Raw genomic sequence first — 25,025 nt, 5'->3', positions numbered from 1 at the left:
TTATCGGGTCCAGCAGCAGCCTCTGCCTAAGCAGGCACGGGAGTATGTCCGCGCGGGGTCCAGAACAGAGCGCCGACACTGAGCAGGCTGTAGCCCAGCAGTAGCGCCCAGAGCAGTGGCTGGGCGGTCAACAGGCCAAGCTGCAGGGCCAGCCAGACTGCCGGCAGGTTGAGCAGCAAACGCAGCATTTCCCAGCGCCTGGCCGTCGGCCGGTTTTCCAGCCAGCTGCCGATGATCATCAGCCCCACGGCCATCCAGACGATGCCCAGTAGCGCCTGCATCAGGCTCAGTGTGTCGCCCATGCCCAGCAACGCGGTGCCGGCCACTACGTACAGGCTGAACTGCACACCCGCGTAGAGTTTCTGCGCCAGGCTCAGAGGCACGTCGAATTTGACGAACTGGCTGAGGTCCGGCTTGCTCTGCGGGTACTTGGCCGCCACATCGGCCGGGCGCCAGCCGGTGCGCATAAACCAGATGCGCAGCTTGTCCCACCAGGACTCAGCCCGTACCGCGTCCCGCCACAGCGCGACATAGAACTGCGCATTGGCCCACAGCGGGTTCCAGCTGGCCAGCGGCGTGGTCACGCCAAAGATCACCGGTTCTTCGTCCAGCTCCTCCTGAAAGGTGCCGAACAACCGATCCCAGAGAATGAACACTCCGCCGTAATTGCGATCCATATACACAGCATTCTGCGCATGGTGCACACGGTGGTTGGACGGCGTGATAAACACCCATTCGAACCAGCCCAGTTTGGGGATATGCCGGGTGTGCACCCAGAACTGATACAGCAGGTTCAACGCAGCCACGGTGAGGAATACCAGCGGCGGTACGCCAATCAGCGCCATCGGCAGGTAGAAGATCCAGCCGAAGATGAAGCCGGTACTGGTCTGCCGCAACGCAGTGGAAAGGTTGTAGTCCTCACTCTGGTGATGCACCGAATGCGCGGCCCAGAGCACATTGCGTTCATGGCCCAGACGGTGGTTCCAGTAGTAACAGAAGTCGTAGAAGACAAAGGCAAACAGCCAGACCCACAGGCTGTTTGCCGACAACTCGAACACGCTGAAGTGCTGCCAGGCCAGGGTGTAGGTGAGTAACCCGACGGCCTTGGTCAGCAGGCCCACGGTAGTCGACAGCACCCCGGCGCTGAGGCTGTTGATGGCGTCGGAGAAGCGGTAGGTGCTGACTCCGCGCCAGCGGTCGAGCAGCAGCTCAAGAGCGATCAAGGCAAAGAAGAACGGTACGGCATAGAGGATGTAATTCATGGTTTCACCGGTTGCATAGAATCGCCATATCGCTGCACGAGGCTAACGGCTAGGATTGCTCAATAAATCCTAGCCCAGCATCACATCCGCCTCGCGGCGCGCCATGCCAACCTGGGTGGCATATGGCGACATTAGGGTTCAGGCGACGACACGACTCAATTCGGTACAGCTGGTTATTCAGGAGAATTTGATGAACAAGAAAGTCGCGGTGATTCTTTCCGGCTGTGGCGTCTACGACGGCGCGGAAATCCATGAAAGCGTGATCACCCTGCTGCGTCTCGATCAGCGCGGCGCACAGGTGCAGTGCTTTGCCCCCAACGTGCCGCAGCTGCACGTGGTCGATCACTACAGTGGCGACGAAATGGACGACACGCGCAACGTACTGGTTGAATCGGCGCGCATCGCCCGCGGCAAGATCAAGGACGTCAAGGAGCTGCATGTCGGCGACTTCGATGCGCTGATCCTGCCAGGCGGCTTCGGCGTGGCAAAAAACCTTTCCGACTTCGCCATCAGCGGCGCCAACTGCACCGTGCAGCCCGATGTACTGAGCGCCACCCAGGCCTTCGTCAAGGCCGGCAAGCCGGTGGGCTTGATGTGCATCGCCCCGGCGCTGGCGGCAAAAATCTTCGGCGCGGGCGTGATCTGCACCATCGGCAAAGACCATGAAACCGCCGCTGCCGTGGTGCAGATGGGTGCCGAGCACCATGAGTGCGAAGTCAGCGAGATTGTCGAAGACGCCGAACGCAAGCTGGTGACCACCCCGGCCTATATGTCCGCCCAGTCGATCAGTGAAGCCGCCGCCGGCATCAACAAGTTGGTTGATCGGGTGTTGGAGCTCAGCCACCCAGCCTGAGAATGCTGGCCTGATCAGCCGCAGATCAGGCCGATAGCAAGCCAATCACGCCAATGCGCGCGGTACTCCGGCCGCGCCACTGGTCACCGCGGCCCCAGTGCGGCAGGTTGATCATCCATCCGCCCAGGCACGACTACCATGAGCAACCCACCTTTCGAGCTGACCGCCGAGTTGCAGCAAGCGGTTAGCAGCTTCTTCCAACGTATCCCGTTTAATCAGATGCTCGGCATCGAGCTGGACGAGCTGAGCGCCCAGCGCGTGACCATGCACCTGCCGATGAAGCCCGAGCTGATCGGCAACTTCGTCCACGGCATTCTGCATGGCGGGGTGATTTCTTCACTGCTGGATGTAGCCGGCGGTGCCATGGCGCTGATTGGCGCCTTCGATAAGCACCAGCATCTGTCCAGCGCCGAACGCATGGCGCGGCTGTCCAAGCTCGGCACCATCGACCTGCGCATCGACTACCTACGCCCCGGCCGTGGCCAGCGCTTTACCGCCAGCGCCGTGCTGCTGCGTACCGGCAACAAGGTAGCGGTGGTGCGCAGCGAACTGCACAGCGATGACGGCACCTTGGTCGCCGTCGGTACTGGCACTTATCTGTGCGGCTAAAATGCTAACTGCGCTGCAAACGCGTAAGAATGCGATCCAATGAATTGGCAAACGCCTGCTTGTCGCGCTCACCATAAGGCGGCTGACCGCCACCCACCTGACCCAGCTCGCGCAACTCGGTGAACAGGTTACGCACGGCCAGTTTGTCGCCCATGTTGCGCTCATCGAACTCGCGGCCACGCGGGTCGAGGGCAGCCACGCCCTTCTTCACCAAGCGGTCGGCCAGCGGTACGTCGCTGCAGATCACCAGCTCACCCGGCAGCGCATGTTCCACCAGGTAGTCATCCGCTGCATCCGGACCGCTGGGCACCACAATCAGCCGCACACAGCTGTAGGCCGGTTTGACCTGCGCCTGCCCCGCCACCAACAGCACCTCGAAGCGTCGCTTCAAGGCGAACTTCACCACCTGATCCTTGGCCGCCTTAGGGCAGGCATCGGCATCAATCCAGACTCGCATGCGCGTGTTCTCCCTCAGCAAAGCATCATTATGCCAGTTGCAACCTGCGAGCCATGCTCGCCGCCACTGTTCACGCTGAGTGTCATCACCTGAGAGACGACAGCTGGTCTGGACGCGAACAAATTGCCATTACGCACCACAAAATTGGGCATATAATTTCGCCCCCACCATTTATGCCCAAAAGGTATTTTGGCCCTCGCGCTTATGAGGGATTGGCAGGATAGCCAAAAGCAATGCACGCCAAGCGGACCTCGTCTTGCTGACCGCAGAGTCGGCAGAATTTACGAACCCGATGAAAATGTGAGTATCCGATGCAATCTCGTGCTCTAGTCGCGCTCATGCTGTGCGCGTCTTTGCTCCTAAGCGGCTGTGCGGCTTTCCGCAGCTACGAAAGCGAGCTGACCCAAACCAACCAGCACCTGCAAAACGGTGATATCGACGCAGCCCTGGCGCTCTTGGAAAAGAACAACAACGGCGAAAGCAAAGACCTTCTCTACTACTTCGAGAAAGGCGAACTGCTGCGCAGCAAAGGCGATCTGCAAGGTAGCCTGGCCGCCTGGACCGAGGCTGACAAGCAGGTCATGGCGTGGGAAGAAGCTGTGCGCGGCGACCCAAACAAATACCTGGGCGAATTCGGCAGCTTTCTGGTCAATGACCGGGTGCGCCGTTATGAAGGGTATGACTACGAAAAGGTCATGCTAACCACCCAGATGGCCATCAACCACCTGGCCTTAGGCGACTTCGAAGCGGCGCGCGTTGAAATCAAGAAGACCCATGAGCGCGAAGCACTGATTGCTGAACTGCGCGACAAGGAATACCTCAAGCGCGAGGAAGAGGCCGAAAAACAGGGCGTCACGGCCGAACTCAAGGACCTCCAGGGTTACCCCGTGGAGTCGCTGAATGCCCCAGAGGTGATCAGCCTGAAGAACAGCTATCAGAGCGCCTTCAGCCACTACCTGTCCGGCTTCGTTTATGAAGCGCTGGGCGAACGCGGCATGGCCGCCCCTGGCTACCGCAAGGCTGCTGAATTACGCCCTGACACGCCGCTGCTGGAGCAGGCACTGCTTGAGCTGGACAAGCCCGACGCCCGTGCAGCCGATCAAAGCGATGTGCTGCTGGTGGTGCAAACCGGGCTGGCTCCGGCACGGGACTCGGTCCGCATTCCTCTGCCAATTCCAACCAGCAATGGTCTGATCATCACCCCGCTGTCCTTCCCGGTGATTAAAAGCGATGCCTCCACCGCAGACATCAGCAGCCTGTCGCTGGACGCACAGAGCCTGAGCCTGACTGAACTCAACAGCACTGAAGCCATGTCGCGCCGCGCGTTGCGTGACGACATGCCCGGCATCATTCTGCGCACCAGCGTACGTGCCGCCACACGCAGCGTGGCCCAAAAACAGCTCAACGATGTCAACCCGCTCGCAGGCCTGGCCGTAGGCATCGCATCGGCCATCACCGAAGGCGCCGATGAACGCACCTGGCGCACCCTGCCCGACAACACCCAGATCATTCGCCTGCGACTGAAAAAAGGTGAGCATCTGCTGCAACTCGCCGACAGTCAGGTACGTCTGAAGGTTGAACAGAACTACCAGGTTGTGCCACTGCGCCTGATCGGCAGGCAGATTTTCACCAGCGGCACCGCCGCCAATCTGGTTACACCCGCGCCGCTGCCCAGTGTGGCACAGGCCTCTAGCCTTTAAGGAGACAGATGATGTCACGTCCGCTTTTTGCCATTTTCGGCCTGGCCCTGTTGGCCGGCTGTGCCACACCGCCCCCGCCTGCACCAGGCAGCGCGGCCAGCAAGGTGGTATCGCTCGGCAGCATGGAGCACATCGAAGTGGGTGCCATGCGCGTTGCCCGTGAAAACGGTTTTCTCACCGTCAAAGTCGAACTGAAGAACAGCAGCCACAAAAACAAATCCATGTACTACCGCTTTGCCTGGCTGGGCAATGACGGGTTCCCGGTTGCCGGCGAAGAAGGCTGGAAAAGCCTGACCCTGTACGGCACGCAAACCGCCTACCTGCCCGCCATCGCCCCAGTGCCGCAGGCCACCGATTTCCGTCTGGAAGTCCAGACGCCCGACAATAACGTCAACCTGTTCCGTTAAGAGAGATCGCCATGTTGTTTGCACGCCTTTCCTTCGTAGCCGCCCTTGCTCTGCTGGCCAGTGGCTGTGCCTCCACCTCGTCGCCCGTGCTCGGTGGCGGCAATGTCAGCTATGGCGACAGCAAGGCTGTCGAGCTGGTAACCAATGAATTCGGCTCCACCGATCTGCAGATGATCGCCGAATCGATGACCCGCTCGCTGGCTCAGGCTGGCGTGCTGCAGGGTCGTCCGGTGGTGCAGGTATACGATGTGAAGAACAAGACCAGCGAGTACATCGATACCCGCGAAATCACCACATCGATCAAGACCCAGTTGCTGAAGAGCGGTGTAGCCCGTTTCGCCAGTGACAATGTCGACATGCAGAGCCAGGTTGACCAGCTGAAGCTGCAGAACCAGAGCGGCCTGTACAAGAACTCCACGGTAGCCAAAACCGGCAACATGATTGCTGCCCAATACCGCCTGGAAGGCTCGATCAGCTCCATCGTCAAACGCAGCAGCGATTACAAAGACGTGTTCTACAAGTTCAGCCTGCAACTGGTCGATGTGGAAAGCGGCCTGGCCGAGTGGATGGACGAAAAAGAAATCCGCAAAACTACGGAGCGTTGAGATGAAGCATCTGATCGCATTACTGCTGCTCGGCATCGCCGGGCTGGCCCAGGCTGCACCCAAGGTCGCGGTCACCGATCTGGCTTACGAGGAACGTGTACGCGAATACATCCGCGTGGTCAGCGCGCACAGCCAGGCACAGGCCAGTGGCTTTTCGGCAAGCAACTCGTCCAGCTACAACGAAGTGGAAGGAACCTACAGCTACGTTGAGCGCGGCGAACTACGCAAGTTCACCGGTGACATCAAGGGCGAGATCCTCAAATCACGGATGTTCCAGCTGATTCAGGGCAAACCCTACACCGCCAAGCAGAACGAAGGCCTCTACGACGTCATCGCGCGGATCAAGCAGGGTCACTTCAAGGGCGCTGACTATGTGCTGTTCGGCACCCTGTCGGATATCGACTTCCGCCAGGACCTCAACGACATAGCCGAAACCGACAGCTACTCCAAGGTGCTCGGCCTGACCCTGGTGGCGGATTTCAGCCTGATCAACACCCGAACCTACGAAATCACCTCGGCGTTCACCGCCATGGGTGAAGCACAGGACGTGAAACTGGTCAATGGCAACGATATCCGCGTCACCCCCAATCGCGGTCGAGTAATCCGCGATGTGTCCAAGGCGCTGGGTGAAGACGTTGCCGGTCAGTTGCACGAGCAACTGCTCGGTAACCGTAACCCTGGCCTGCAAAGCCCGTCAGGCAACAGCACACTGCCCCCCAACGAAGCGCCGGTCATTCTGCGTTAATCCACAGGCGGCCCGATGGCCGCCTGTCTTTTCTGGCTCAGGCGACCTTGCGAGTCAATTGGCTGCGCCCATACAACAGGATGATGGCTGCCAGCGCCGCAGCCTGGGCCGCCAGGCTGTAGGCATCGTCGTGAATACCCAGCCAGTCGAATTCAAAGAATGCCACTGGCCGAGTACCGAGCACTCCAGCTTCCTGCAGCGCCGCGACGCCATGGCCGGCGAATACCACCGAGAGCACACAGAGCAACACCGCATTGACGCCAAAGAAGGTCGCCAGCGGCAGTTTGCGTGAGCCGCGCAGAATCACCCAGGCCAGCCCCAGCAGCAGAACCAAAGCCGCCGCCGCACCCGCCAGCACCATGCCGTGGCCTTGCGGACCGGCCTGCAGCCAGAGGGTTTCGTAGAACAGGATGACTTCGAACAACTCGCGGTACACCGAGAAGAACGCCAGCACGGCAAAGCCGAAACGCCCGCCACCGCCGACCAGGCTGCTCTTGATGTAATCCTGCCAGGCCGCCGCATGCCGGCGGTCATGCATCCACACCCCGAGCCAGAGCACCATCACGCTGGCAAACAACGCAGTCACGCCTTCCAATAGCTCACGCTGCGCGCCGCTGACATCAATCAAATACGCCGCCAGCGCCCAGGTGCCCGCGCCGGCCAGCAGTGCCAGGCCCCAGCCGATATGCACGCTGCGCACCGCCTGTTGCTGGCCGGTGTTGCGCAGGAAGGCGAGAATCGCCGCCAGCACCAGAATCGCCTCCAGCCCTTCACGCAGCAGGATCAGCAGGCTGGAGAAGAAACTCAGTGAGTCCGACAAGCCATCGCTGTCGAGCAACGCGGCAGACGTCGCCAGCTCGGCCTTGGCCTGCTCCAGCCGCTGCGCCGCTAGGGGTACCGACAGACCATCCTGCAGCGCCTGGCGGTAAGCCATCAGCGTACGCTCGGTGGTCTTGCGCTGCACCGAGTCAAGGTTATCCAGGGCGCTTTCGACCAGCTCGAAGCCTTCCAGATAGGCACCGACAGAAAGGTCATAGGCCTGCTCGTGATCGCCGGCGCGGTAGGCTGCGAGGCTCTGCTCAAGGGTGGCGCGAGTGTGCTCAATCAACTGCAGCGGGCCACGCTGTTGTACCGGAGGCTGAGCCCGCTGGATACGGAAGCGTGCAGCCGCCTCATCGCCCTGCGCGGCGGCCACTTCATCCGGGGTCGTGCCGGCCAGCTCCGCCATCGTGAATGGCGCGCCGGCGGCAACCGGCTCGGCACTGAAGCCGGCGATATAACTGGCCAGGTCCCAGCGCTGACGCTCATCCAACTGATCGGCAAAAGCCGCCATATCGGTGCCTTCGATGCCCAGACCGATGGTGTTGAACAGGTCATACAGGCTCAACCGGTTGAGCCGCGCCAGGTCGCGCAGGTTGGCTGGTGGCGGCTCCAGGCCGACACCGGCCGGCCCATCACCCGCACCGCTGTCGCCGTGGCACACGCTGCAGTGCTGGGCAAACAGCGGCGCGCCACGACTAGGATCGGGGGTGATGGCTGGGGTCTGACTGACGCCATAAGCGCTGGCCAAGGTCGCGGCCAACTGCCGGGCCTGCAGCGCAACCTGGCCGCCGTCGACACGTTGCTCAATGCCCTGACGCAAGCTGGCAACGCCCTGCTGCAACTCGGCTTGCTCGTTACGCGCTGGCAGTGCAACGATCAGCCCTTGCAGTACAGTAAGAAACTCAAGCTGCTCACGGTACTCACCGGAGTCGATTACCTGACCATTAGCCACGGTGGCCGGGTAGTCAGCGCCCAGGTAACCGAGCAGATGCAACGCTTGCGCCGCGCCGTCAATGGGCTCGGCCATAACAGCCAGGCTGCAGAATGCCAACACAGGCATCAGCAACCAGCTGCAGAAACGTAATACGGAAGTCATATAGGAGTGGATCCCAAATACGAATGGATGACATTCGATTGTTACCCTCCTAATGATTTTCCTCAACCTTTGATCGACCATGGCCTGCGACGGATCGTCGCAAGGATGCAGGAGTGATGCGATGACGTTTTGGCAACGCCTGGAAGAACCAGCGCATGTCGTGGTCTGCGGTGCCAGCCGGGGAATCGGCCTAGCCCTCACCGCGCAGCTGCTGGCGCGCGCCGATATTGCTGAAGTGTGGGCCATCGCCCGACACGCCAATCAGGCGCCCGGCTTGCTTGAGCTGCAAGCGCAATACGGCCAACGCCTGCGCTGCCTGGATGTGGACGTGTGCGATGAACAGGCGCTGAGCGCGATGGCCATACATTTACGTGCAGCCATACCACGCCTGCACCTGTTGCTGTGTACCGTTGGTGTGCTGCAGGACGGCGCAGCGAAAGCCGAGAAAGGCCTAAGCCAGATCAGTCTTGAAGGGCTACTGGCAACCTTTCAACGCAACAGCTTTGCGCCGATTCTGCTGCTCAAGCACCTGCTGCCGCTGCTGCGTGGTCAGCACACCTGCACCGTGGCGGCGCTGTCGGCACGGGTCGGTTCGATTGGCGACAACCGCCTCGGCGGCTGGTACAGCTACCGTGCCAGCAAGGCCGCGCTGAACCAACTGCTGCACACCGCGAGCATCGAGTTGAGCCGTCTCAACCCCAACAGCTGCGTGCTCAGCCTGCACCCTGGCACCACCGACACCGAACTGTCGAAACCCTTTCAGGCGAATGTGCCAGCCGACAAACTGTTTACCCCAAACTACTCAGCCGGATGCCTGCTTGCGCAGATCGAACAGCACGGACCGGCGCAGACAGGCAGCTTCTGGGGCTGGGATGGCCAACCAATTCCCTGGTAACTCAACCCGCGCAGTTCAGACCGGCGCGCGCCGCACGCTGGCCAGCAGTGCCGCCGCGCCGACAAACAGCGCGCCAAATGTGCGGTTCATCAGCTTCTGCTGACGTGGCGAACGCAGCGCGCCCAACACCCGGGCAGCCAGACCGGTGTAACCGGCCATAACAATCAGGTCGACGCAGATCATGGTCACCCCCATCACCATGTACTGCATCAGCAGCGGTGCCTGCGGGTTAAGGAACTGCGGCAGCACCGCGAGCATAAAGACAATCGCCTTGGGGTTGCTGAAGTTGACCAGAAAGCCGCGCAGCACCAGGGTCAGCGGTCGGCCGATGGGGCGCTCGGTCTGTGCGGTCATCTCACTGGGCAGCGCCTGCCACTGGCGATAACCGAGGTACACCAGATAAACCACGCCAAACCATTTGATCAGGCTGAAAGCCAGCTCCGACGCCGCCAGAATCGCCCCAACACCGGCGGCTACGATGGCAATCTGCAAGGCCAGGCCCAGCTGCAGGCCCAGAGCATTCCAGTAACCACGCAAAAACCCGTATTGCAGCCCGGCCGACATCGAGGCAATCGCCCCGGCACCCGGCGACAGGCTAATGACCCAACAGGCCACAAAGAACGCAAGCCAGGTTTCCAGTGCCATGGCATTTCTCCATTAAACAAATGCGAAATAAAAAGGGGTAGGCCTTAGCCTACCCCTTGTCGATTGCCTCGCCCAGCCTGTGGCTTAGTTTGGCAAGTCCTTGCGCAACTGCACCGGCTCCGCGTCTTCTTCCTTGCGTGCACGAGCACGAGCGGTACGCATGCGGATATTGACGGCTTCCACCGCCAGCGAGAAGGCCATGGCGAAGTACACATACCCCTTCGGCACATGCACCTCGAAGGCTTCGGCGATCAACACGGTACCGACCACGATGAGGAACGACAGGGCAAGAATTTTCAGGCTCGGGTGCTTGTCGATAAAGTCGCTGATGGTGCCGGCTGACAGCATCATTACGATCACCGAAATCACAATGGCCGCGACCATGACGGGCACGTTGTCGACCAGGCCGACCGCAGTGATTACCGAGTCCAGGGAGAACACGATGTCGATGATCGCGATCTGTACGATGATCCCCATAAAGCCATAGGTCTTGCCACCCACGGCTTGGGCTTCTTCTTCGCCTTCCAGGCTGTGGAAGATCTCCGCAGTACTCTTCCACAACAGGAACAGACCACCGAAGAACAGAATCAGATCACGGCCAGAGAAACCCTGATCGAACACATGGAACAGATCGGCGGTCAGGCGCATCACCCAGCTGATCGACAGCAGCAGGAGAATCCGCGTGCCCATCGCCAGGGCCAGGCCGAAGAAGCGCGCCTTGGGTTGCTGATGCTTGGGCAGACGGCTGACCAGGATCGAGATAAAGATGATGTTGTCGATGCCCAGGACAATTTCCAGGGCGGTCAGGGTCAGAAACGCGACCCAGAGTTCAGGGCTGGCCAGCCATTCCATAGGAATCAGTTCTCGCTAGTACGTACAGGTGGGAGTTCGCCATTGCGCCAGCGGCGCACGGCTTTTTGAAAAAACAGGCTATTGGGAATCTGCACCCAGGCACCAGGGGCATCACCGCTGAGATCTTCCAGGGTGGTATAGAACAGGTTGATCGCCATCACCCTGCCGCGCACCCCGGGCTTGTCGGCGCTTTCCAGCACTTCGACACAATCACCAATACGAAACGGCCCCATGGCGAAGATCAACAACGCGCAGAACATGTTGGACAACACGCTCCAGATGGCGAAAAAGGCCACTGCAGCGACGGCGGCAAAGCCGGTCAGTGCGGTCCACAGCACCTGCGCGGAAACGCCCAGTCGCTCCAGCACCAACATGAATGCGCTACCGAGAATCAGCCAGCGCAGCAGACCGCGCAGCGGCATCAGCAACTCGGCCGGCAACTGCGGGTAGCGGTTACCGAGGCGGGTGATGCCACGGGTGAGAATGCGCTGAAACAACCAGGCCAGCAGCACAATCAGGATGACCTGACCGGTGCGCAGCAACGGCTCTTGCCAGGTCGTCAGCCATTCCAGCGTCGGCAGGGTGATGCTCAACTGGCGGCCTCCAGCTCGGCTTGCAGAGCTTCGAGGGTTTCCAGCGCGAGCATCCAGCGTTCTTCAAGATCGGCTTCGCGACTTTTCAGCTTGGCCTGTTCGGCCAGGGCGTCACGCAGCTCGTCCTTGCGCGCGGCCTCGTAGATGCCGCTGGCGCCCAGACGCGCTTCGACGGCAGCGAGCTTCTCGTGCAACTGGCCCAGTTCTTTCTCCAGCTTGTCGGCTTCGCGCTTATGCGGCGCCAATTGCTGACGCAAAGCTGCTGCGGCCTGACGCTGCACACGCTTGTCGGCTTTATCCGGATTGCTTTCACCACTGCTGGTCGGCGCCTGCCGCGTGCGGTAATCCACCAGCCAGCGTGCGTAGTCTTCCAGGTCACCATCAAACGGCTGCACCTGACCATCGGCGACCAGCAGGAACTCGTCGGTGGTGCTTTTCAGCAGATGGCGATCGTGCGACACCACCACCACTGCGCCGGAAAACTCCTGCAGCGCCATGGTCAGCGCCAGGCGCATTTCCAGGTCGAGGTGGTTGGTCGGTTCATCGAGCAGCAACAGGTTGGGTTTGCCCCAGGCAATCAGCGCCAGGGCCAGGCGGGCTTTCTCACCGCCGGAGAAATTCAGCACCGGCTCGTCGCAACGCGGACCGCGGAAGTCGAAACCACCTAGGAAGTCGCGCAGGGTCTGCTCACGCTCGGTCGGGGCCAGGCGCTGGAAGTGCAGCAATGGGCTGGCCTTGTCATCCAGGGCATCGAGCTGATGCTGGGCGAAGTAGCCGACCACCAGGTTCTCACCCCGTTGCAGATGGCCACTGATGGGCTGCAGTTCGTTCGACAGGTTTTTGATCAGGGTCGACTTACCCGCCCCGTTCGGTCCGAGCAGGCCCAAGCGCGCGCCGGGAGACAGGTTCAGTTTGACCTTCTCCAGCACCACCTTGTCGCCGTAACCCAGGCGGCCTTCGCTCAGACTGAGCAGCGGACTGGAGATCTTGTCGGCCTCACGGAAGCTGAAATCAAACGGCGAATCGACGTGCGCGGCCGACAGCTCTTCCATGCGTTCCAGCGCTTTGATCCGGCTCTGCGCCTGACGCGCCTTGGTGGCCTGGGCCTTAAAGCGGGCGATGTACTTTTCCATGTGCGCGCGCTGCGCCTGCTGCTTCTCGTACGCCTGCTGCTGCTGAGCCAGGCGCTCGGCGCGGGTGCGCTCGAAGGCCGAATAGCCGCCGCGATAGAGGGTCAGCTTCTGCTGGTCGAGGTGAGCAACGTGGTCCACTACGGCATCCAGGAAATCGCGGTCATGGGAGATCAGCAGCAAGGTACCGGGGTAACCTTTCAGCCAGCTTTCCAGCCAGAGGATTGCATCGAGATCGAGGTGGTTGGTCGGCTCATCGAGCAACAGCAAATCAGACGGGCACATCAGCGCCTGCGCCAGGTTCAGGCGCATGCGCCAGCCACCGGAGAAGTCGCCGACGCGGCGATCCATCTGCGCACTGTCAAAACCCAGACCGGCGAGCAGCTTGCGCGCACGGGCATCGGCACTGTAGCCGTCGAGGGTGTCCAGCTCGGTGTGCAACCGCGCCACGGCTGCGCCATCATGCGCCGCTTCGGCCACAGCCAGTTCGGCCTGCACCTTGCGCAGTTGCAGGTCGCCATCGAGCACATAGTCGACTGCCTGACGCTCGACCGCATCGATCTCCTGGCGCATATGCGCCACACGCCAATCGGCGGGAATCAGGCAGTCGCCCGCGTCCGCACTCAGCTCGCCACGAAACAGGGCAAACAGGCTGGATTTGCCGGCGCCGTTGGCGCCGATCAAGCCGGCTTTGTGGCCGGGGTGCAGGGCCATCTCAGCGTCTTCTAGCAGACGCTGAGGGCCACGCTGTAAAGTCAGGTTCTGGAGTCGGATCATAATGGCGGCGGAGTCTACCAGAGTCCCTTTAGGGTCTGTTCCCGTTTCATCGCGAGCCGCGTTGCCGCGAGCAATGGCCCCCGGTTAGGCGCAGGACGCAGGTAATGGTCATTCCCTTGCCAAGTCCTGCAACAACAGCGGGGGCCATTTCCCGCGCAACCCAAAGGGCCGGGCCTGTTTTTGCGCGATACTGCGTTTCTCGACACTCATTTGGAACAACCAAACTTCGTGTCTCGCGCCTTGCCTCGCGCAAAAACAGGCTCCGGCGCGGCCGTGAATGAAACGGGAACAGACCCTAGTGAAACCCGGAAAGCACCATGCCTACTGACCTGTGGCGATTCGCCGAAGCACTGTATCAACGCCCTGGCGTCGGGGCCGCGTGCCTGCTGTTGCAAACGCAAGGGGCGGACGTGTGCCTGCTGCTTTGCGCCGCCTGGCTAGAACGCCGGCAGATTACCTGCACCAACGAGCGCAGCGATGCGTTACGCAATATCGCGCAACCCTGGCAACAGCAGGTAGTAGTACCGCTGCGCCAATTGCGCCAAAGCTGGCGCGAGCAAGCGCAGAGCGATCATGACCTGGCGCAATTACGTGAACAGATCAAACAGCTGGAGCTGACCGCAGAGCGCGAGCAGTTGGAACGGTTGGCAGCCTGTACTCAGGACTGGTCAAGCCAAGCGGCGAACGCGCCGCTGAATTGGCTGGAAAGACTGGCTACACAGCAGTGCAACCGCGATGCGCTGCAAACGCTGCGCATCGCGGCGGCACACCTCAGCGCTTAAACAGCGCTGGGCGGAGTGCTGCCATTGCTGCCGACAGGTGCAGCAGGCGCTTCGGCAACCACTGGTTTGGCAGCAACGGGCTTGGCGGCAGCTTTCTTCACAACCGGCTTGGCTGCAGGTTTTGCAGCAGGCTTGCTGGCAGGTTTAGCCGCCGGAGCCTTTTTCACCGCAGGTTTAGCAGCTGCCTTGGCAGGCTGTGCCACCGGCTTGCTCGCTTCAGGCTTGGCCGCGCTGGCTGCTGGTTTTTTCGCCGCAGGTTTGGCAGGTGCCTTGGCTGCTGGCTTTGCCGCGACGGGAGCTTTGCTGACAGCCTTGGCCGGTGCTTTGGCAGCCGGTTTGGCGGGCGCTTTAGCCGGGGCCTTGGCAGCTGGCGCAGCAGCTTTAGTGACAGGTTTAGCCGCTGGCTTGCTGGCTGCGGGTTTGGCCGGAGCTTTAGTTGCGGCTGGCTTGGCAGCAGGTTTGACCACTGCGGCCTTGGCGGAACGGCTATCGAGCGCTTTGCCTACGGCTTCTTTAACCTTTCCAACGCCCTGAGCGAGCTTCAGGCTTTCCTGTGCGTCGCGCTTAAGGCTGGCGATGTAGGTACGGGTTTCACTTTGGCGGTCTTTCAGGGTATCGAGCAATTGCTCCAGCTCAGCCACGGCTTCTTTACCTTTGGCCTGCGCCTTGGCTTTGCCGGCTACCGCTGAATCCTGCATTTTACTGCGGGCTTTATGCAGTTTTTCCTGGGCCTTGCCGCGTTGCTTTTCCAACTTGGCGAGCAACTTCTCGGCATCAACCAAAGCACGCGTGCAGGCATCTTCAAGATGCTCAAGCAGGCTGCTGGAAAGTTGCTGCAGCAGGTGCAGCGGGGTACTCACTGATTTCTTCTTTGCATTCTTTGTTGCCGACATGACACGCCTCCTGGCGGATGAAGATGGCGTCATACTAGACCTCCTTTTGTCCGCCTTGCCACCTCGCCGCACCTGGCTGGCATAATCGGCGCATCTTCGCCGGAGAACCCCCATGCCACGTTTTGCCCTGTTATTGCTCTGCCTGCTCGCGCCCTTGTCTCAAGCAGACGAGCACGCCCACGACCTGGCTTACAGCTTGGGGGTAAAACTCGGCGAGCGACTGCGCGACGAAGTACCGGATCTGGAACTGCAAGCGCTGCTCGATGGCCTGCGTCAGGCTTACCGCAATGAGCCGCTGGCAGTGGATGCCAAACGCATCGAAAGCCTGCTAGCCGAGCATGAAGCGCAACTGGCTAACGCGCCCGAGCGCGTTGAAAAAGCCAAGACGGCCGAACAGCGCTTTCTCGCCATGGAAAAAGCCAAGGCCGGTGTACGCGTACTGCAAGATGGCGTATTGATGCAGGAGCTGCGCGCCGGCAACGGCCGCAAACCAGGCCCGAAGGATCGTATTCAGGTGCGCTATATCGGCTTCTTGGCGGATGGCAGTCAGTTTGATGAAAGTCAGACTGCGCAGTGGTTTCGCTTGGACAGCGTGATCGCCGGATGGCGCAGTGCGCTGCAGCAGATGCCAGTCGGCGCACAATGGCGTTTGGTGATTCCATCGACGCAGGCGTATGGCGAAGAAGGTGCGGGAGATTTGATTCCACCCTACTCGCCCCTGGTGTTCGAGCTGGAATTGCTCGACACCAAGGAGTAACGCGCCGGCGTATCAGAGGGCAGGCGTGGCCTGTTCCTGATGGGCGTTGTGCAGGACTTCAATCAAGCAGTCCTCCAGCTCAAACCGCTCGTGCAACAACTGCCCTAAGCGTTTCAGCTCGTCGATCAGCGAGACCGAGTCATGGCAATCGCCATTGTCACAGCGGTCGTTGAACGCCAGCGCCACTTCGGTGATGACCTCAATGCGCGGGTAAATCTGCTTGGCCAAATCGAGGCCACGCTGGTCACCAAAGGCCTTGGCTTCGCTGGTCAACTGTTCGTACACCTCGAAATGGCCAGCGGACACATAGTCAACCAGGATTTCGCAGAAGTGCTGCAGCGGCTCTGCGTTGGCGCTCGGCGCTTGCGGCGAACTGTTGATGGCCGCGTAGGCACTCACCAATTCCTTGCGCTCTTGCAGCCAGCGGTCGATCAGCAGGTGAACTCCACCCCAACGTTCCTGGGCGTTCTGACAACTCTCGAGCATGATGACCTCTACTTCCCTATTGCTATTAGTGTTGTACGCCCGCATCGAGACAGTTTTTTGTCAGTCCGTGCAAGGTCTGGGAAGACAGCCGCGAAACGGCAACTTTCCGGCGGTATCTAAGAGCCAGATTATTCCCGCCGGCCTAGGCCTTCAAGGTAGCGCCGGAGAAAATTTCATACAAGCGTTTAACCGGCGACTATTCGGCTTTACCCGCCACGGCGGGCTTGTAAAAACTCAGGGTAACCTGACCCAGATCGATCCCCCACTTCGACATACGTGCACGGTTGAGCATCACCTGGCCATCCATCAGGAACATCCAGTCATCAAAATCAACCACATAGGTTGAATCATCGACCTTTAGCCGCAGTTTGTAACGCCAGTGCAGGGCGTTGCCGGCCACCTCACCGATAGCCTCGCCAACCACATCGTCTGCCGTGCCACGCCAGCTGCCGTCAGCCTGTTTTTTAAGGGTCCAGACGCGCCGCTCGGCGCTGCCATCGCTGTAGGTAAAGCGCTCATCCAGCACGCCTACATCGCCCTTCCAGGTGCCGGTCATGGCTACATGGAAGCGTTTGACCACTTCGCCGGAGCGGTTCTGGAACATCCCCCAGGCCTGCATATCACCCTTGAAGTAATCGCTCAGCTCCAGGCGCGGCTGCTCATTGGCGTAATCACTCACCTGCGGGCCGGCGCACCCTAGCAAAAGCACCATCAGACAACCCATCAACAACGTTCGCATAAGCACCTCGGGCAACAGTTATTCAGTTTTCAACGGACAAGGCCGGCGTGCACAACCGTGCGTCGAGCAAGCGCAGGCCTTCCTGATACAGGCTATTGCTGCGCTCCAGCTCACCCAGTTGCGCCAATAGACGAGCCAGCTCGGCACATGTTTCCGGGTGACGCTGAAAGGCCAGACTGGTTTCCAGATAATCCTTGGCCTTGCCCCATAATTGACTGTGCAAGCACAACCGCCCCAACGTCAGCAAAAGCCCGGCATCCTGCGGGTGTTGCTTCAGCCAAGCTTCGGCGGCTTGCAGCTGCTTGCCCAAGTCGCTGCCTCGCAGCAAGCCGTACAGGCGCACCAGAGCGGTGTCGTAGTGCTGTTTCAAGTAAGGGCGCAGCAGCGCTTCAGCCTCAACTTCGGCGCCCAGCAGGCGCAGTTGCTCGGCGTAAATCGCCAGCAGTTCGGGCTCCTGATGCTGTGCGGTTGGCATGGCCTGCCATGCGTGCTGCAACGCCAGCAGTGCGGCAGGCGCCTCGCCATCAGCCGTCTGCGCAGCTTGCAACAAGCGGCCACGCCAGGCCTGACGCTCAAGCTCGCTCAACTCGGCATTGCCCAGGGCTTTTTCCTTGCGCAACTCTGGCAGCAGGCCGAGCAACGCTGACCAATCGCCCGCCTGCAGATACAGCTGCTGCAGCTGACGCAAGACTAGGTGATGGTGCGGATGACGCGAGCGCATGGCCTGCAGGGTGTCCAGCGCATCCGCCGTCTGGCCGCGCGCCAGCTGTAATTCGGCGTGCTGCAGCGCAATCGCCAGCTCAGCCTGCGGCTGGCGATTGAGCGCCTGCTCCAACAAGTCATCGCTGTCACTGTGATGCCCCAGCTGATGCGCGGCCTGCGCGGCGCCGAGGTAGTAGCTCAATGGTTGCGGCGAGTCGTTGGCCGCCTGTTTAAGATGACGCAAAGCACGTGCCCAGCGACCTTCGGCAAGATCGAGAAAACCCTGCTCGGATGCCAACCGCACGCGACGACGTTTGTGCAAGCGTGACCACGGGTTGAGCAGGCCCCCCGATGTCACCAGCAACCTCACGCTCAATCGCAGCAGATAAACCAGCAGCCAGAGCGCCAGCACCAGAGCGACAAATGCCCACAGGCTGGACTCATATCGAAAGCCCTGGAAAGCAATCAGCACATAACCCTTGTGCTCAGCCAGCGGCAAACCGAACAACACCAAGCTGGCGACGCCGGCAACCAGCGCCAGGATCAGCAGCAACCAACAGAAGCGCTTCATTGCAGCGCCTCCTGCAGTTGCGCCTCAACATCATCGGTGGCTGCAGCGGCGGGCTCAGCTTCGACCTGCTGCTGACTGCGCGCGGCCTGCTTGGCCTGAAGATAGGCTTGCACGGCATTCAGCGTCTGGCTGAGGTCCGGCGGCGTCACTGCAATCGGGCGCTCGGCTAATTCATCAATACGCGCACGCAGGGCGCGGCTGTTGGGGTTGTCCACATCGAAGTGCGCGTCCAGCACCTCACGCGCCTGCTGCAGGGCTTGCTGGTACACCGCCGTTTGACCGTGCAGTGCGCCCCACTGCGCCTGCTCCAGCGCCAGACTAAGGGCCAGACGCACCTGGGTCAGGCTCTGCCCGGCGAGCACAGGGCGGATATTGCGGTCGGCGTTGAAATCGATGCGGAAGTATTCCGACAAGGTCTGCAGGCCGCGCTGCCACCATTGCGGCTCCATGACACCTTCGTCAGCCAGCTCGCTGAGCACACCGCCCTCACCGCTGAAACTCGGGGCCAGGGCATTGAGTTGTGCCACCTGATCGCGCAGGGCGCCCAGTTGCAGAAACAGCCCGGTACGATCTGGGTTGGCGGTCGAGCGCAGCGCTTGCAGGCTCTTGGCTAATTGCTCGCGGGCAGCAAATGCGGCGGGATCATCCTGTTCGTGGAGGATTTCATCGGCAGCCTGCGCCAGCGCGGTGGCGCTGTTGATGTCCTGCAACGCGGACAGGCGCAGGCTGGCCAGGCGCAGCAGATGCTCGGCCTCGGCCAGGCGCCAATCCTGCCGGCTGGCACCCAGCACGGTTTCCAGGCGCTGGTTGAGCAGCTGCTGATCGCCCTGCAGCTGTGCCAGCAGGCGGCGACGGGTTTCCAGCTCCTCGACACTCGGTAGCTGATCGAGGCGAGCCTCTAATTGCTTACCCGTCTGCGCCAGGCTTTGCGCTTCACTGCGCGCGTCCTGCAACTGGCCTTGCTGTTGTTGCTCGCGAGTGTCCAGCGCCTGCAACTGCCAAAGCCCCCAACCGCCTGCACCGGCACCGGCCGCCGCAACCAGTAAAGCCAGCAGTGCCAGGCCGTTGCCACGCGAAGCGGGTTTGCCCGCAACCGCTGCGGGTGTAACGGGTTTCGCCGCAGCCTGCACAGGCTCGGACGGCTGTTGGTTCACATCGTGATCCTGCGGGGCTTGCTCTTTCGGAGTAGTTGCTTCGCTCACGTATCCATCCTTTGCGTCAGAGATCGGGGCAGGTTGCGCCTGCAAGGCTGCCAGCAACGCCGCGGCACTCGCGCCGCGGCAGTCCACAACAAATTGTGCACCTGCCGCACGGGCCATTTCGGCCACTCGCGGGCTGGGTACAAACAAGGGTAGCTGGGCCAGCTCGGCCCAAGCTTCAGCGGCCAGCTCACGCAAATGCACAAAGCCCTGCCCACTGCTGACCACCAGCGCGTTCAGGCGTTCCTCCTGAATGCGTTCGGCGAGCGCAGCCGGCGGGTAATCCGGCAGCACCCGGCGATACAATGGCAGATAGTCCACCTGCACGCCTTGGCCGCGCAAGCGCTCGGCCAGTAGCTCTCGGCCACCCTCGCCACGCAGGATCAACACCCGTGGGCTGGCAGCCGCCGTCAACGCCTGCTGCAGTTGCGGCAGGGCGAGCAGCGCCTCGCTGTCATCGGCCTGCTCTGGATAGTGCACCTGCAGGCTTCGCTCGCGGAGAACTTGCGCAGTGGCTGCACCGACGCTGAACCAGGGCTGCTCGGCAGACACTGGCGTTTGGTAGCGATCCAACAGATCAAGCGCCAGCCGCGCCGCCGGCTTGCTCACCACGATCACCGCGCTATAGCGCTGCAGATCGGCAAGCGTGGCGCGCTGCTCGGCACTCTCGCTCAGCGCCTCGATGGCCAACAACGGCAAGCTGCTGCTGTAGATGCCCTGTTCGGCCAAGGTTGCCGCCAGCGCAGCCGATTCCTGGGCCGGTCGCGTCAGCAGCACACGCCAACCCGTCACTCGGCAGCGGCCTCGCCGTAAACAGCTTGCAGAATGGCCGCAGCACCCTGGGCCAACAGGGCTTCAGCGACCTGCACACCCAGCTGTTCGGCTTGCGCTAGCGGAGCACGGTTTTCCGCCCGCAGCAGCAAACCGCCATCCGGCTGACCGACCAGGCCGCGCAGCCACAGCTGCTCGCCCTCGAGCACCGCGTAGCAGGCGATTGGCACTTGGCAGCCGCCGTTCAGATGCTTGTTAAGTGCGCGCTCGGCGGTCACCCGCAGTGCGGTGTCACGGTGATGCAGAGGCGCCAGCAGGGCATGGATCTCGCTGTCGGCAGTACGGCATTCGATACCTACAGCGCCCTGACCACCTGCTGGTAAGCTGTCTTCAGCGCTGATCGAGGAACGGATGCGCGCTTCGAACCCCAGGCGAATCAGGCCGGCCGCGGCCAGGATAATAGCGTCGTACTCGCCAGCATCCAGCTTGGCCAGACGGGTATTGACGTTGCCACGCAGAAACTGGATTTTCAGATCAGGACGGCGCGCCAGCAGCTGTGCCTGACGGCGCAGACTGGAGGTGCCGACCACGCTGCCTGCGGGTAAGGCATCGAGGCTGGCATAGGTATTGGAAACGAAGGCATCGCGCGGATCTTCCCGCTCGCAGATGCAGTAAAGGCCCAGGCCTTCGGGGAAGTCCATCGGCACATCCTTCATCGAATGCACGGCGATGTCGGCCTGGTTCTCAAGCATCGCGGTTTCCAGCTCTTTGACAAACAATCCCTTGCCGCCAATCTTAGCCAGCGGCGCGTCGAGCAGCTTGTCGCCACGGCTGACCATGGGCACCAGGCTGACCTTGAGGCCAGGGTGCGCCTGTTCCAGGCGGGCCTTGACGTGTTCGGCCTGCCACAGGGCCAGGGCACTTTTACGGGTGGCAATGCGGATTTCGCGAGACATGGGCAATTCCAGAAAACGAACTGCCGGGGATAATAACAGGCTGGCCCAGATCAGGCCTGCGACCCTAGCAGCTAAAGCGCCTTAGCAACCAGTATCGGATCTTGCGCGCTAGAGTGAGACAAGGCGGAAACAGGCGAGGAAGCGGAGTTTACTGTTGTAAATGAGCATTCCGAGCCTGTTTCCAACGCAGGATCGCCGACGTGCAGCAGATCCAGTCAGAACGCTAAAGGTTGTGCATCAGCTTACGCACCCCGGCCACATGCCGGCGGCTGACAATCAGTGCTTCCTCATTCATGCCCTTGAGGAACAGCTGAAAATGCCCAAGCGGCGTGCGCTGCAAGCGCTCGATACGCTCGCGGGCAACCAGGGCATTACGGTGGATACGCACAAAGCGATCACCGAATTCGTCTTCCAAGGCTTTCAGCGGCTCATCCAGCAGTACTTCGCCGCCCGCATGACGCAGGGTTACGTATTTATGGTCGGCAATAAAGTAGATCACCTGATCCAGCGGAATCAGCTCAATGCCTTTGCGGGTGCGTGCACTAATGTGGCTGCGCGGGCCACCACCGCTGTCTACTGCTGGACGGGTCAGGGCGGCGAGTTGCACGCGGTTGGGCCGTTCAGCTTTCTTCAGTGCTTCGCTGAGGCTTTCCGCACGAACTGGTTTGACCAGATAGCCCACGGCGCTGACCTGAAAGGCTTCCAAGGCAAATTCATCATGAGCGGTGCAGAAAATAACGGCTGGCGGCGCCTCGCGCTCACATAGCCTTGCTGCCACCTGCAAGCCATCAAGGCCCGGCATGCGGATATCCAGCAACACCACATCCGGCCTCAGGCTGTCGATCAGGCTCAGGGCCTCCTCGCCGTTGCTGGCTGCGGGTTCAAGCACGCGATAGCCATCGAGTTCGCCCACCATGCGGCTTAGGCGCTCTCGGGCCAGGGGTTCATCATCGACAATCAGGACATTCATAATGCACGGGCTTCCTGCTTGGGTCTCGCACAAGGATAGCGTAGACAAGTGAAGTGGCGTCCGTCACGGCGCTCTACGCTGAGACTGGCCCGCGGCCCGAAAAGTGCCACCAGCCGCGCATCGATATTGGTCAGCGCCTGATGGGTACCGCGCGACGGCGGCTCCTCGCCTATTTGTTCGTATGGATTGCTCACGCACAGCTGGAATACCCCATCGTGATAACTTGCTTCGACCCGCACCAGGCCACCCTCAATGCGCGGCTGAATACCGTAGATCAAGGCGTTTTCCAGTAAAGGCTGCAACGTCAGTTGTGGAATGGGCAGATCGTCCGGCACATCAACAATCTCCCACTGCAACTGTAGACGCTCGCCGAGCCGATAGCGCTCAATCGATAAATATCGTTGCGCCAGCTCCAGCTCTTCACGCCAGGGCACCAGACTACCGGGCTTGGCCAGGCTGGCGCGAAACAGGTCGGACAAATCCAGCACCGCCTGCTCGGCCTTGTAGGGGTCGACCACCACCAAGCTGGCAATGCTGTTCAGGCTGTTGAACAGAAAGTGCGGGCGGATGCGCGCCTGCAGCGACTCGATGCGCGCGCGCAACTCGGCCTGCTCCTGCTTGCGCCACTGGCTCTGCAGGTAGAAATAGCGCAGCAGCAACGCCGACATGATCAGACTGATCAAGGCATGGCGCAGATACAGATTGACCTCTCCAGTACGCGGCAGCGGCCCGCCCAGCTCGTAATAGTCCGCCACTGCGGTACAGATCAGGCTCAGAGTGACCACAATCGCGCAGCACAAGGCGCCGGCCGTGGCTGCCGGCATGCGCGCCATCAGCGGACGCAGACGGCACAGCACGGCGGCCGAGAGCAGCACGATCCATTGCACAAACAGCGACGTCAGCGCCAGGCGCACCCAATCGAAGCCCGGCAGCATCGGCTCGGACAACACCAACACCAGCACCAACAACTCAGCCAGCAGCACCATGCTCAGCAGAGCTTCTGGCTGGCAGAGTTCGGGCACGAAGAAGTCATCGACCAGTGGTGGTTGTTTTTCTGATAAAGCGCTTTTTATTTTCATCGCCGCAGTTTCCGCGTGACCCGCGCCAGCAGCAAGATAGACAGCTGCGACCGGGCAAAATAAAGCACCGAAATGCGCTCGCCGCGGTAAAACTGTGAACGGCGCAACATTGCTCCACTGCAGCCTAGCTGCGCCCACCGACAAAGCGACGCGGCGAATTTGCCGGCCAGCCTGTTATTATCGGCGCACTTTTCCGTCTTGCCGGCCGCCCCAGCGCGGCCAGCCCGTTTTAGCGCACCAGCCGAGCGAAGCCCATGAGCACTGAAAAAACCAACCAATCCTGGGGCGGCCGCTTCAGCGAGCCAGTCGATGCCTTTGTTGCCCGCTTTACCGCCTCCGTCGAATTCGACAAGCGCCTGTATCGCCACGACATCATGGGTTCCATCGCCCACGCCACCATGCTGGCCAAGGTCGGCGTGCTGAATGATGCCGAGCGCGACGCCATCGTCGACGGCCTAACGCAGATTCAGAGCGAGATCGAAGCCGGCCAGTTCGACTGGCGCGTCGACCTGGAAGACGTGCACATGAACATCGAAGCGCGCCTGACCGACCGCATCGGCGTCACCGGCAAGAAGCTGCACACCGGCCGTAGCCGCAACGACCAGGTGGCCACCGATATCCGCCTGTGGCTACGCGACGAAATCGACCTGATCCTGGCCGAGATCACCCGCCTGCAGCAGGGCTTGCTGGAGCAGGCCGAGCGTGAAGCCGAGACCATCATGCCGGGCTTCACCCACCTGCAAACCGCTCAGCCAGTAACCTTCGGCCACCACCTGCTGGCCTGGTTCGAAATGCTTAGCCGCGACTACGAGCGCCTGGTGGATTGCCGCAAGCGTACCAACCGCATGCCGCTGGGCTCGGCAGCGCTGGCCGGCACCACCTACCCGATTCAGCGCGAAGTTACCGCGCAACTGCTCGGTTTCGACGCCGTTGGCGGCAACTCGCTGGATGGCGTGTCGGATCGCGACTTCGCCATCGAATTCTGCGCCGCTGCCTCGATTGCCATGATGCACCTGTCGCGCTTCTCCGAAGAGCTGGTGCTGTGGACCAGCGCGCAGTTCCAGTTTATCGACCTGCCGGATCGCTTCTGCACGGGCAGCTCGATCATGCCGCAGAAGAAAAACCCCGACGTACCCGAGCTGGTGCGCGGCAAGACCGGCCGCGTGTTCGGCGCACTGATGGGCCTGCTGACCCTGATGAAAGGCCAGCCGCTGGCCTACAACAAGGACAACCAGGAAGACAAAGAACCGCTGTTCGACGCCGCCGATACCCTGCGCGACAGCTTGCGCGCCTTTGCCGACATGATCCCGGCGATCAAGCCCAAGCACGCGATCATGCGGGAAGCGGCGCTGCGCGGCTTCTCCACCGCCACTGATCTGGCCGACTACCTGGTACGCAAGGGCCTGCCGTTCCGTGACTGTCACGAAATCGTCGGCCATGCGGTGAAATACGGCGTCGAGTCCGGCAAGGATCTGGCCGAGATGAGCCTGGAAGAACTGCGCCAGTTCAGCGAACAGATCGAACAGGACGTGTTTGCCGTGCTGACGCTGGAAGGCTCGGTCAATGCTCGCAACCATATCGGCGGCACCGCACCGAATCAGGTAAGAGCAGCGGTGGCGCGCGGCCAGGCGCTACTCGCCTTGCGCTAAACCCTACGGGCGCGACCCCGTCG

25 protein-coding genes and 1 pseudogene are annotated in these 25,025 nt (G+C 61.2%); 10 read left to right on the top strand and 16 right to left on the bottom strand.

The window, feature by feature from the left end:
* Positions 1-26 precede the first annotated feature (26 nt).
* On the bottom strand, positions 27-1,262 hold the full coding sequence (locus HCI85_RS17160; RefSeq protein WP_167146372.1) for a sterol desaturase family protein: 1,236 nt from the start codon (positions 1,260-1,262) through the stop codon (positions 27-29).
* A gap of 190 nt (positions 1,263-1,452) precedes the next feature.
* Here HCI85_RS17160 and elbB point away from each other — a divergent pair, with 190 nt between their 5' ends.
* Positions 1,453-2,115, top strand: coding sequence for an isoprenoid biosynthesis glyoxalase ElbB (elbB, locus tag HCI85_RS17155; protein WP_167146369.1), 663 nt, complete (start codon positions 1,453-1,455; stop codon positions 2,113-2,115).
* Between the two features lie 138 nt (positions 2,116-2,253).
* Entirely contained in the window at positions 2,254-2,724 is a 471-nt protein-coding gene (locus tag HCI85_RS17150) for a thioesterase family protein (RefSeq protein WP_090254664.1), read from the top strand.
* A gap of 4 nt (positions 2,725-2,728) precedes the next feature.
* Here HCI85_RS17150 and HCI85_RS17145 read toward each other — a convergent pair whose 3' ends face one another.
* Positions 2,729-3,181 (bottom strand): YaiI/YqxD family protein, encoded by a 453-nt coding sequence (locus HCI85_RS17145; RefSeq protein ID WP_167146366.1) that lies wholly within the window; start codon positions 3,179-3,181, stop codon positions 2,729-2,731.
* Positions 3,182-3,492: 311 nt separating this feature from the next.
* On the opposite strand from HCI85_RS17145, the gene HCI85_RS17140 reads away from it, so the two are divergent.
* The 4 genes from HCI85_RS17140 to HCI85_RS17125 are packed head-to-tail and all read left to right on the top strand — an operon-like array spanning position 3,493 to position 6,638.
* Entirely contained in the window at positions 3,493-4,881 is a 1,389-nt protein-coding gene (locus HCI85_RS17140; protein ID WP_167146358.1) for a COG3014 family protein, read from the top strand.
* Positions 4,882-4,892: 11 nt separating this feature from the next.
* Positions 4,893-5,288, top strand: coding sequence for a YcfL family protein (locus HCI85_RS17135; RefSeq protein WP_108489111.1), 396 nt, complete (start codon positions 4,893-4,895; stop codon positions 5,286-5,288).
* Between the two features lie 14 nt (positions 5,289-5,302).
* The gene (lpoB, locus tag HCI85_RS17130) at positions 5,303-5,893 is read left to right on the top strand and encodes a penicillin-binding protein activator LpoB (RefSeq protein ID WP_167147086.1); all 591 of its coding nucleotides are present in this window, start codon (positions 5,303-5,305) and stop codon (positions 5,891-5,893) included.
* A 1-nt stretch (position 5,894) separates the two neighbouring features.
* On the top strand, positions 5,895-6,638 hold the full coding sequence (locus HCI85_RS17125) for a penicillin-binding protein activator LpoB (protein ID WP_167146355.1): 744 nt from the start codon (positions 5,895-5,897) through the stop codon (positions 6,636-6,638).
* Between the two features lie 37 nt (positions 6,639-6,675).
* Here HCI85_RS17125 and HCI85_RS17120 read toward each other — a convergent pair whose 3' ends face one another.
* On the bottom strand, positions 6,676-8,556 hold the full coding sequence (locus HCI85_RS17120; RefSeq protein WP_167146353.1) for a cytochrome c/FTR1 family iron permease: 1,881 nt from the start codon (positions 8,554-8,556) through the stop codon (positions 6,676-6,678).
* 121 nt (positions 8,557-8,677) lie between these two features.
* Between HCI85_RS17120 and HCI85_RS17115 the strand changes: the two genes are divergently transcribed.
* Entirely contained in the window at positions 8,678-9,451 is a 774-nt protein-coding gene (locus tag HCI85_RS17115; protein ID WP_167146350.1) for an SDR family NAD(P)-dependent oxidoreductase, read from the top strand.
* Positions 9,452-9,466: 15 nt separating this feature from the next.
* Here the strand turns inward: HCI85_RS17115 and rhtB are convergent, their stop codons facing one another.
* The 4 genes from rhtB to HCI85_RS17095 all read right to left on the bottom strand — a co-directional run bounded on the left by rhtB (position 9,467) and on the right by HCI85_RS17095 (position 13,448).
* Positions 9,467-10,096: a homoserine/homoserine lactone efflux protein gene (gene rhtB, locus HCI85_RS17110; protein WP_167146347.1), complete on the bottom strand. Its 630-nt coding sequence runs from the start codon at positions 10,094-10,096 to the stop codon at positions 9,467-9,469.
* 84 nt (positions 10,097-10,180) lie between these two features.
* Complete coding sequence (locus tag HCI85_RS17105; protein WP_167146344.1) at positions 10,181-10,948, bottom strand: TerC family protein; 768 nt, start codon at positions 10,946-10,948, stop codon at positions 10,181-10,183.
* Between the two features lie 5 nt (positions 10,949-10,953).
* Positions 10,954-11,529: a mechanosensitive ion channel family protein gene (locus tag HCI85_RS17100; RefSeq protein ID WP_167147083.1), complete on the bottom strand. Its 576-nt coding sequence runs from the start codon at positions 11,527-11,529 to the stop codon at positions 10,954-10,956.
* 8 nt (positions 11,530-11,537) lie between these two features.
* Positions 11,538-13,448: an ATP-binding cassette domain-containing protein gene (locus tag HCI85_RS17095; protein WP_167146341.1), complete on the bottom strand. Its 1,911-nt coding sequence runs from the start codon at positions 13,446-13,448 to the stop codon at positions 11,538-11,540.
* Positions 13,449-13,765: 317 nt separating this feature from the next.
* Between HCI85_RS17095 and HCI85_RS17090 the strand changes: the two genes are divergently transcribed.
* Positions 13,766-14,230 (top strand): TIGR02444 family protein, encoded by a 465-nt coding sequence (locus tag HCI85_RS17090; protein ID WP_167146338.1) that lies wholly within the window; start codon positions 13,766-13,768, stop codon positions 14,228-14,230.
* Here HCI85_RS17090 and HCI85_RS17085 read toward each other — a convergent pair.
* Positions 14,227-15,123 carry an AlgP family protein gene (locus HCI85_RS17085; protein WP_167146335.1) on the bottom strand — a complete coding sequence of 299 codons (897 nt, stop codon included), beginning with the start codon at positions 15,121-15,123 and terminating at the stop codon, positions 14,227-14,229. The two genes, HCI85_RS17090 and HCI85_RS17085, sit on opposite strands and share 4 nt — an antisense overlap.
* A 112-nt stretch (positions 15,124-15,235) precedes the next feature.
* Between HCI85_RS17085 and HCI85_RS17080 the strand changes: the two genes are divergently transcribed.
* Positions 15,236-15,880 (top strand): FKBP-type peptidyl-prolyl cis-trans isomerase, encoded by a 645-nt coding sequence (locus HCI85_RS17080; protein ID WP_167146332.1) that lies wholly within the window; start codon positions 15,236-15,238, stop codon positions 15,878-15,880.
* Between the two features lie 12 nt (positions 15,881-15,892).
* Here HCI85_RS17080 and rsd read toward each other — a convergent pair whose 3' ends face one another.
* The 8 genes and pseudogenes from rsd to HCI85_RS17045 form a co-directional block, all read right to left on the bottom strand.
* Positions 15,893-16,366 (bottom strand): sigma D regulator, encoded by a 474-nt coding sequence (gene rsd / locus HCI85_RS17075; protein WP_090254640.1) that lies wholly within the window; start codon positions 16,364-16,366, stop codon positions 15,893-15,895.
* 196 nt (positions 16,367-16,562) lie between these two features.
* On the bottom strand, positions 16,563-17,105 hold the full coding sequence (locus HCI85_RS17070; protein ID WP_167146329.1) for a DUF3833 domain-containing protein: 543 nt from the start codon (positions 17,103-17,105) through the stop codon (positions 16,563-16,565).
* A 22-nt stretch (positions 17,106-17,127) separates the two neighbouring features.
* The gene (locus HCI85_RS17065; protein ID WP_167146326.1) at positions 17,128-18,378 is read right to left on the bottom strand and encodes a heme biosynthesis HemY N-terminal domain-containing protein; all 1,251 of its coding nucleotides are present in this window, start codon (positions 18,376-18,378) and stop codon (positions 17,128-17,130) included.
* Entirely contained in the window at positions 18,375-19,580 is a 1,206-nt protein-coding gene (locus HCI85_RS21055) for a uroporphyrinogen-III C-methyltransferase (RefSeq protein ID WP_241693818.1), read from the bottom strand. The genes HCI85_RS17065 and HCI85_RS21055 overlap by 4 nt, the downstream gene beginning before the upstream one ends.
* Before the next feature lie 33 nt (positions 19,581-19,613).
* Positions 19,614-20,354, bottom strand: a pseudogene (locus tag HCI85_RS21050) (uroporphyrinogen-III synthase); the annotation flags it as partial.
* An 11-nt stretch (positions 20,355-20,365) separates the two neighbouring features.
* Complete coding sequence (hemC, locus tag HCI85_RS17055) at positions 20,366-21,304, bottom strand: hydroxymethylbilane synthase (RefSeq protein ID WP_090254630.1); 939 nt, start codon at positions 21,302-21,304, stop codon at positions 20,366-20,368.
* A 223-nt stretch (positions 21,305-21,527) separates the two neighbouring features.
* Positions 21,528-22,274: a LytR/AlgR family response regulator transcription factor gene (locus HCI85_RS17050; protein ID WP_090254627.1), complete on the bottom strand. Its 747-nt coding sequence runs from the start codon at positions 22,272-22,274 to the stop codon at positions 21,528-21,530.
* Positions 22,271-23,353 carry a sensor histidine kinase gene (locus tag HCI85_RS17045; protein ID WP_167146320.1) on the bottom strand — a complete coding sequence of 361 codons (1,083 nt, stop codon included), beginning with the start codon at positions 23,351-23,353 and terminating at the stop codon, positions 22,271-22,273. The genes HCI85_RS17050 and HCI85_RS17045 overlap by 4 nt, the downstream gene beginning before the upstream one ends.
* Positions 23,354-23,607: 254 nt before the next feature.
* Between HCI85_RS17045 and argH the strand changes: the two genes are divergently transcribed.
* Positions 23,608-25,002, top strand: a complete 1,395-nt coding sequence (argH, locus tag HCI85_RS17040) for an argininosuccinate lyase (RefSeq protein ID WP_167146317.1) — start codon at positions 23,608-23,610, stop codon at positions 25,000-25,002.
* Positions 25,003-25,025 lie beyond the last annotated feature (23 nt).

It is taken from the genome of Pseudomonas sp. OTU750018 (assembly GCF_011636575.1).
Classification (GTDB): Bacteria; Pseudomonadota; Gammaproteobacteria; order Pseudomonadales; family Pseudomonadaceae; genus Aquipseudomonas; species Aquipseudomonas peli.
The sequence above is the reverse complement of the archived record's forward strand: the minus strand, read 5'-3'. Positions and strand labels throughout refer to the sequence as shown.

Coding starts and splice junctions, on each gene's coding strand:
- HCI85_RS17160 (WP_167146372.1), bottom strand. CDS start 1,262: ATGAATTACATCCTCTATGCCGTACCGTTCTTCTTTGCCTTGATCGCT.
- elbB (WP_167146369.1), top strand. CDS start 1,453: ATGAACAAGAAAGTCGCGGTGATTCTTTCCGGCTGTGGCGTCTACGAC.
- HCI85_RS17150 (WP_090254664.1), top strand. CDS start 2,254: ATGAGCAACCCACCTTTCGAGCTGACCGCCGAGTTGCAGCAAGCGGTT.
- HCI85_RS17145 (WP_167146366.1), bottom strand. CDS start 3,181: ATGCGAGTCTGGATTGATGCCGATGCCTGCCCTAAGGCGGCCAAGGAT.
- HCI85_RS17140 (WP_167146358.1), top strand. CDS start 3,493: ATGCAATCTCGTGCTCTAGTCGCGCTCATGCTGTGCGCGTCTTTGCTC.
- HCI85_RS17135 (WP_108489111.1), top strand. CDS start 4,893: ATGTCACGTCCGCTTTTTGCCATTTTCGGCCTGGCCCTGTTGGCCGGC.
- HCI85_RS17125 (WP_167146355.1), top strand. CDS start 5,895: ATGAAGCATCTGATCGCATTACTGCTGCTCGGCATCGCCGGGCTGGCC.
- HCI85_RS17120 (WP_167146353.1), bottom strand. CDS start 8,556: ATGACTTCCGTATTACGTTTCTGCAGCTGGTTGCTGATGCCTGTGTTG.
- HCI85_RS17115 (WP_167146350.1), top strand. CDS start 8,678: ATGACGTTTTGGCAACGCCTGGAAGAACCAGCGCATGTCGTGGTCTGC.
- rhtB (WP_167146347.1), bottom strand. CDS start 10,096: ATGGCACTGGAAACCTGGCTTGCGTTCTTTGTGGCCTGTTGGGTCATT.
- HCI85_RS17105 (WP_167146344.1), bottom strand. CDS start 10,948: ATGGAATGGCTGGCCAGCCCTGAACTCTGGGTCGCGTTTCTGACCCTG.
- HCI85_RS17095 (WP_167146341.1), bottom strand. CDS start 13,448: ATGATCCGACTCCAGAACCTGACTTTACAGCGTGGCCCTCAGCGTCTG.
- HCI85_RS17090 (WP_167146338.1), top strand. CDS start 13,766: ATGCCTACTGACCTGTGGCGATTCGCCGAAGCACTGTATCAACGCCCT.
- HCI85_RS17085 (WP_167146335.1), bottom strand. CDS start 15,123: ATGTCGGCAACAAAGAATGCAAAGAAGAAATCAGTGAGTACCCCGCTG.
- HCI85_RS17080 (WP_167146332.1), top strand. CDS start 15,236: ATGCCACGTTTTGCCCTGTTATTGCTCTGCCTGCTCGCGCCCTTGTCT.
- rsd (WP_090254640.1), bottom strand. CDS start 16,366: ATGCTCGAGAGTTGTCAGAACGCCCAGGAACGTTGGGGTGGAGTTCAC.
- HCI85_RS17070 (WP_167146329.1), bottom strand. CDS start 17,105: ATGCGAACGTTGTTGATGGGTTGTCTGATGGTGCTTTTGCTAGGGTGC.
- HCI85_RS17065 (WP_167146326.1), bottom strand. CDS start 18,378: ATGAAGCGCTTCTGTTGGTTGCTGCTGATCCTGGCGCTGGTTGCCGGC.
- hemC (WP_090254630.1), bottom strand. CDS start 21,304: ATGTCTCGCGAAATCCGCATTGCCACCCGTAAAAGTGCCCTGGCCCTG.
- HCI85_RS17050 (WP_090254627.1), bottom strand. CDS start 22,274: ATGAATGTCCTGATTGTCGATGATGAACCCCTGGCCCGAGAGCGCCTA.
- HCI85_RS17045 (WP_167146320.1), bottom strand. CDS start 23,353: ATGAAAATAAAAAGCGCTTTATCAGAAAAACAACCACCACTGGTCGAT.
- argH (WP_167146317.1), top strand. CDS start 23,608: ATGAGCACTGAAAAAACCAACCAATCCTGGGGCGGCCGCTTCAGCGAG.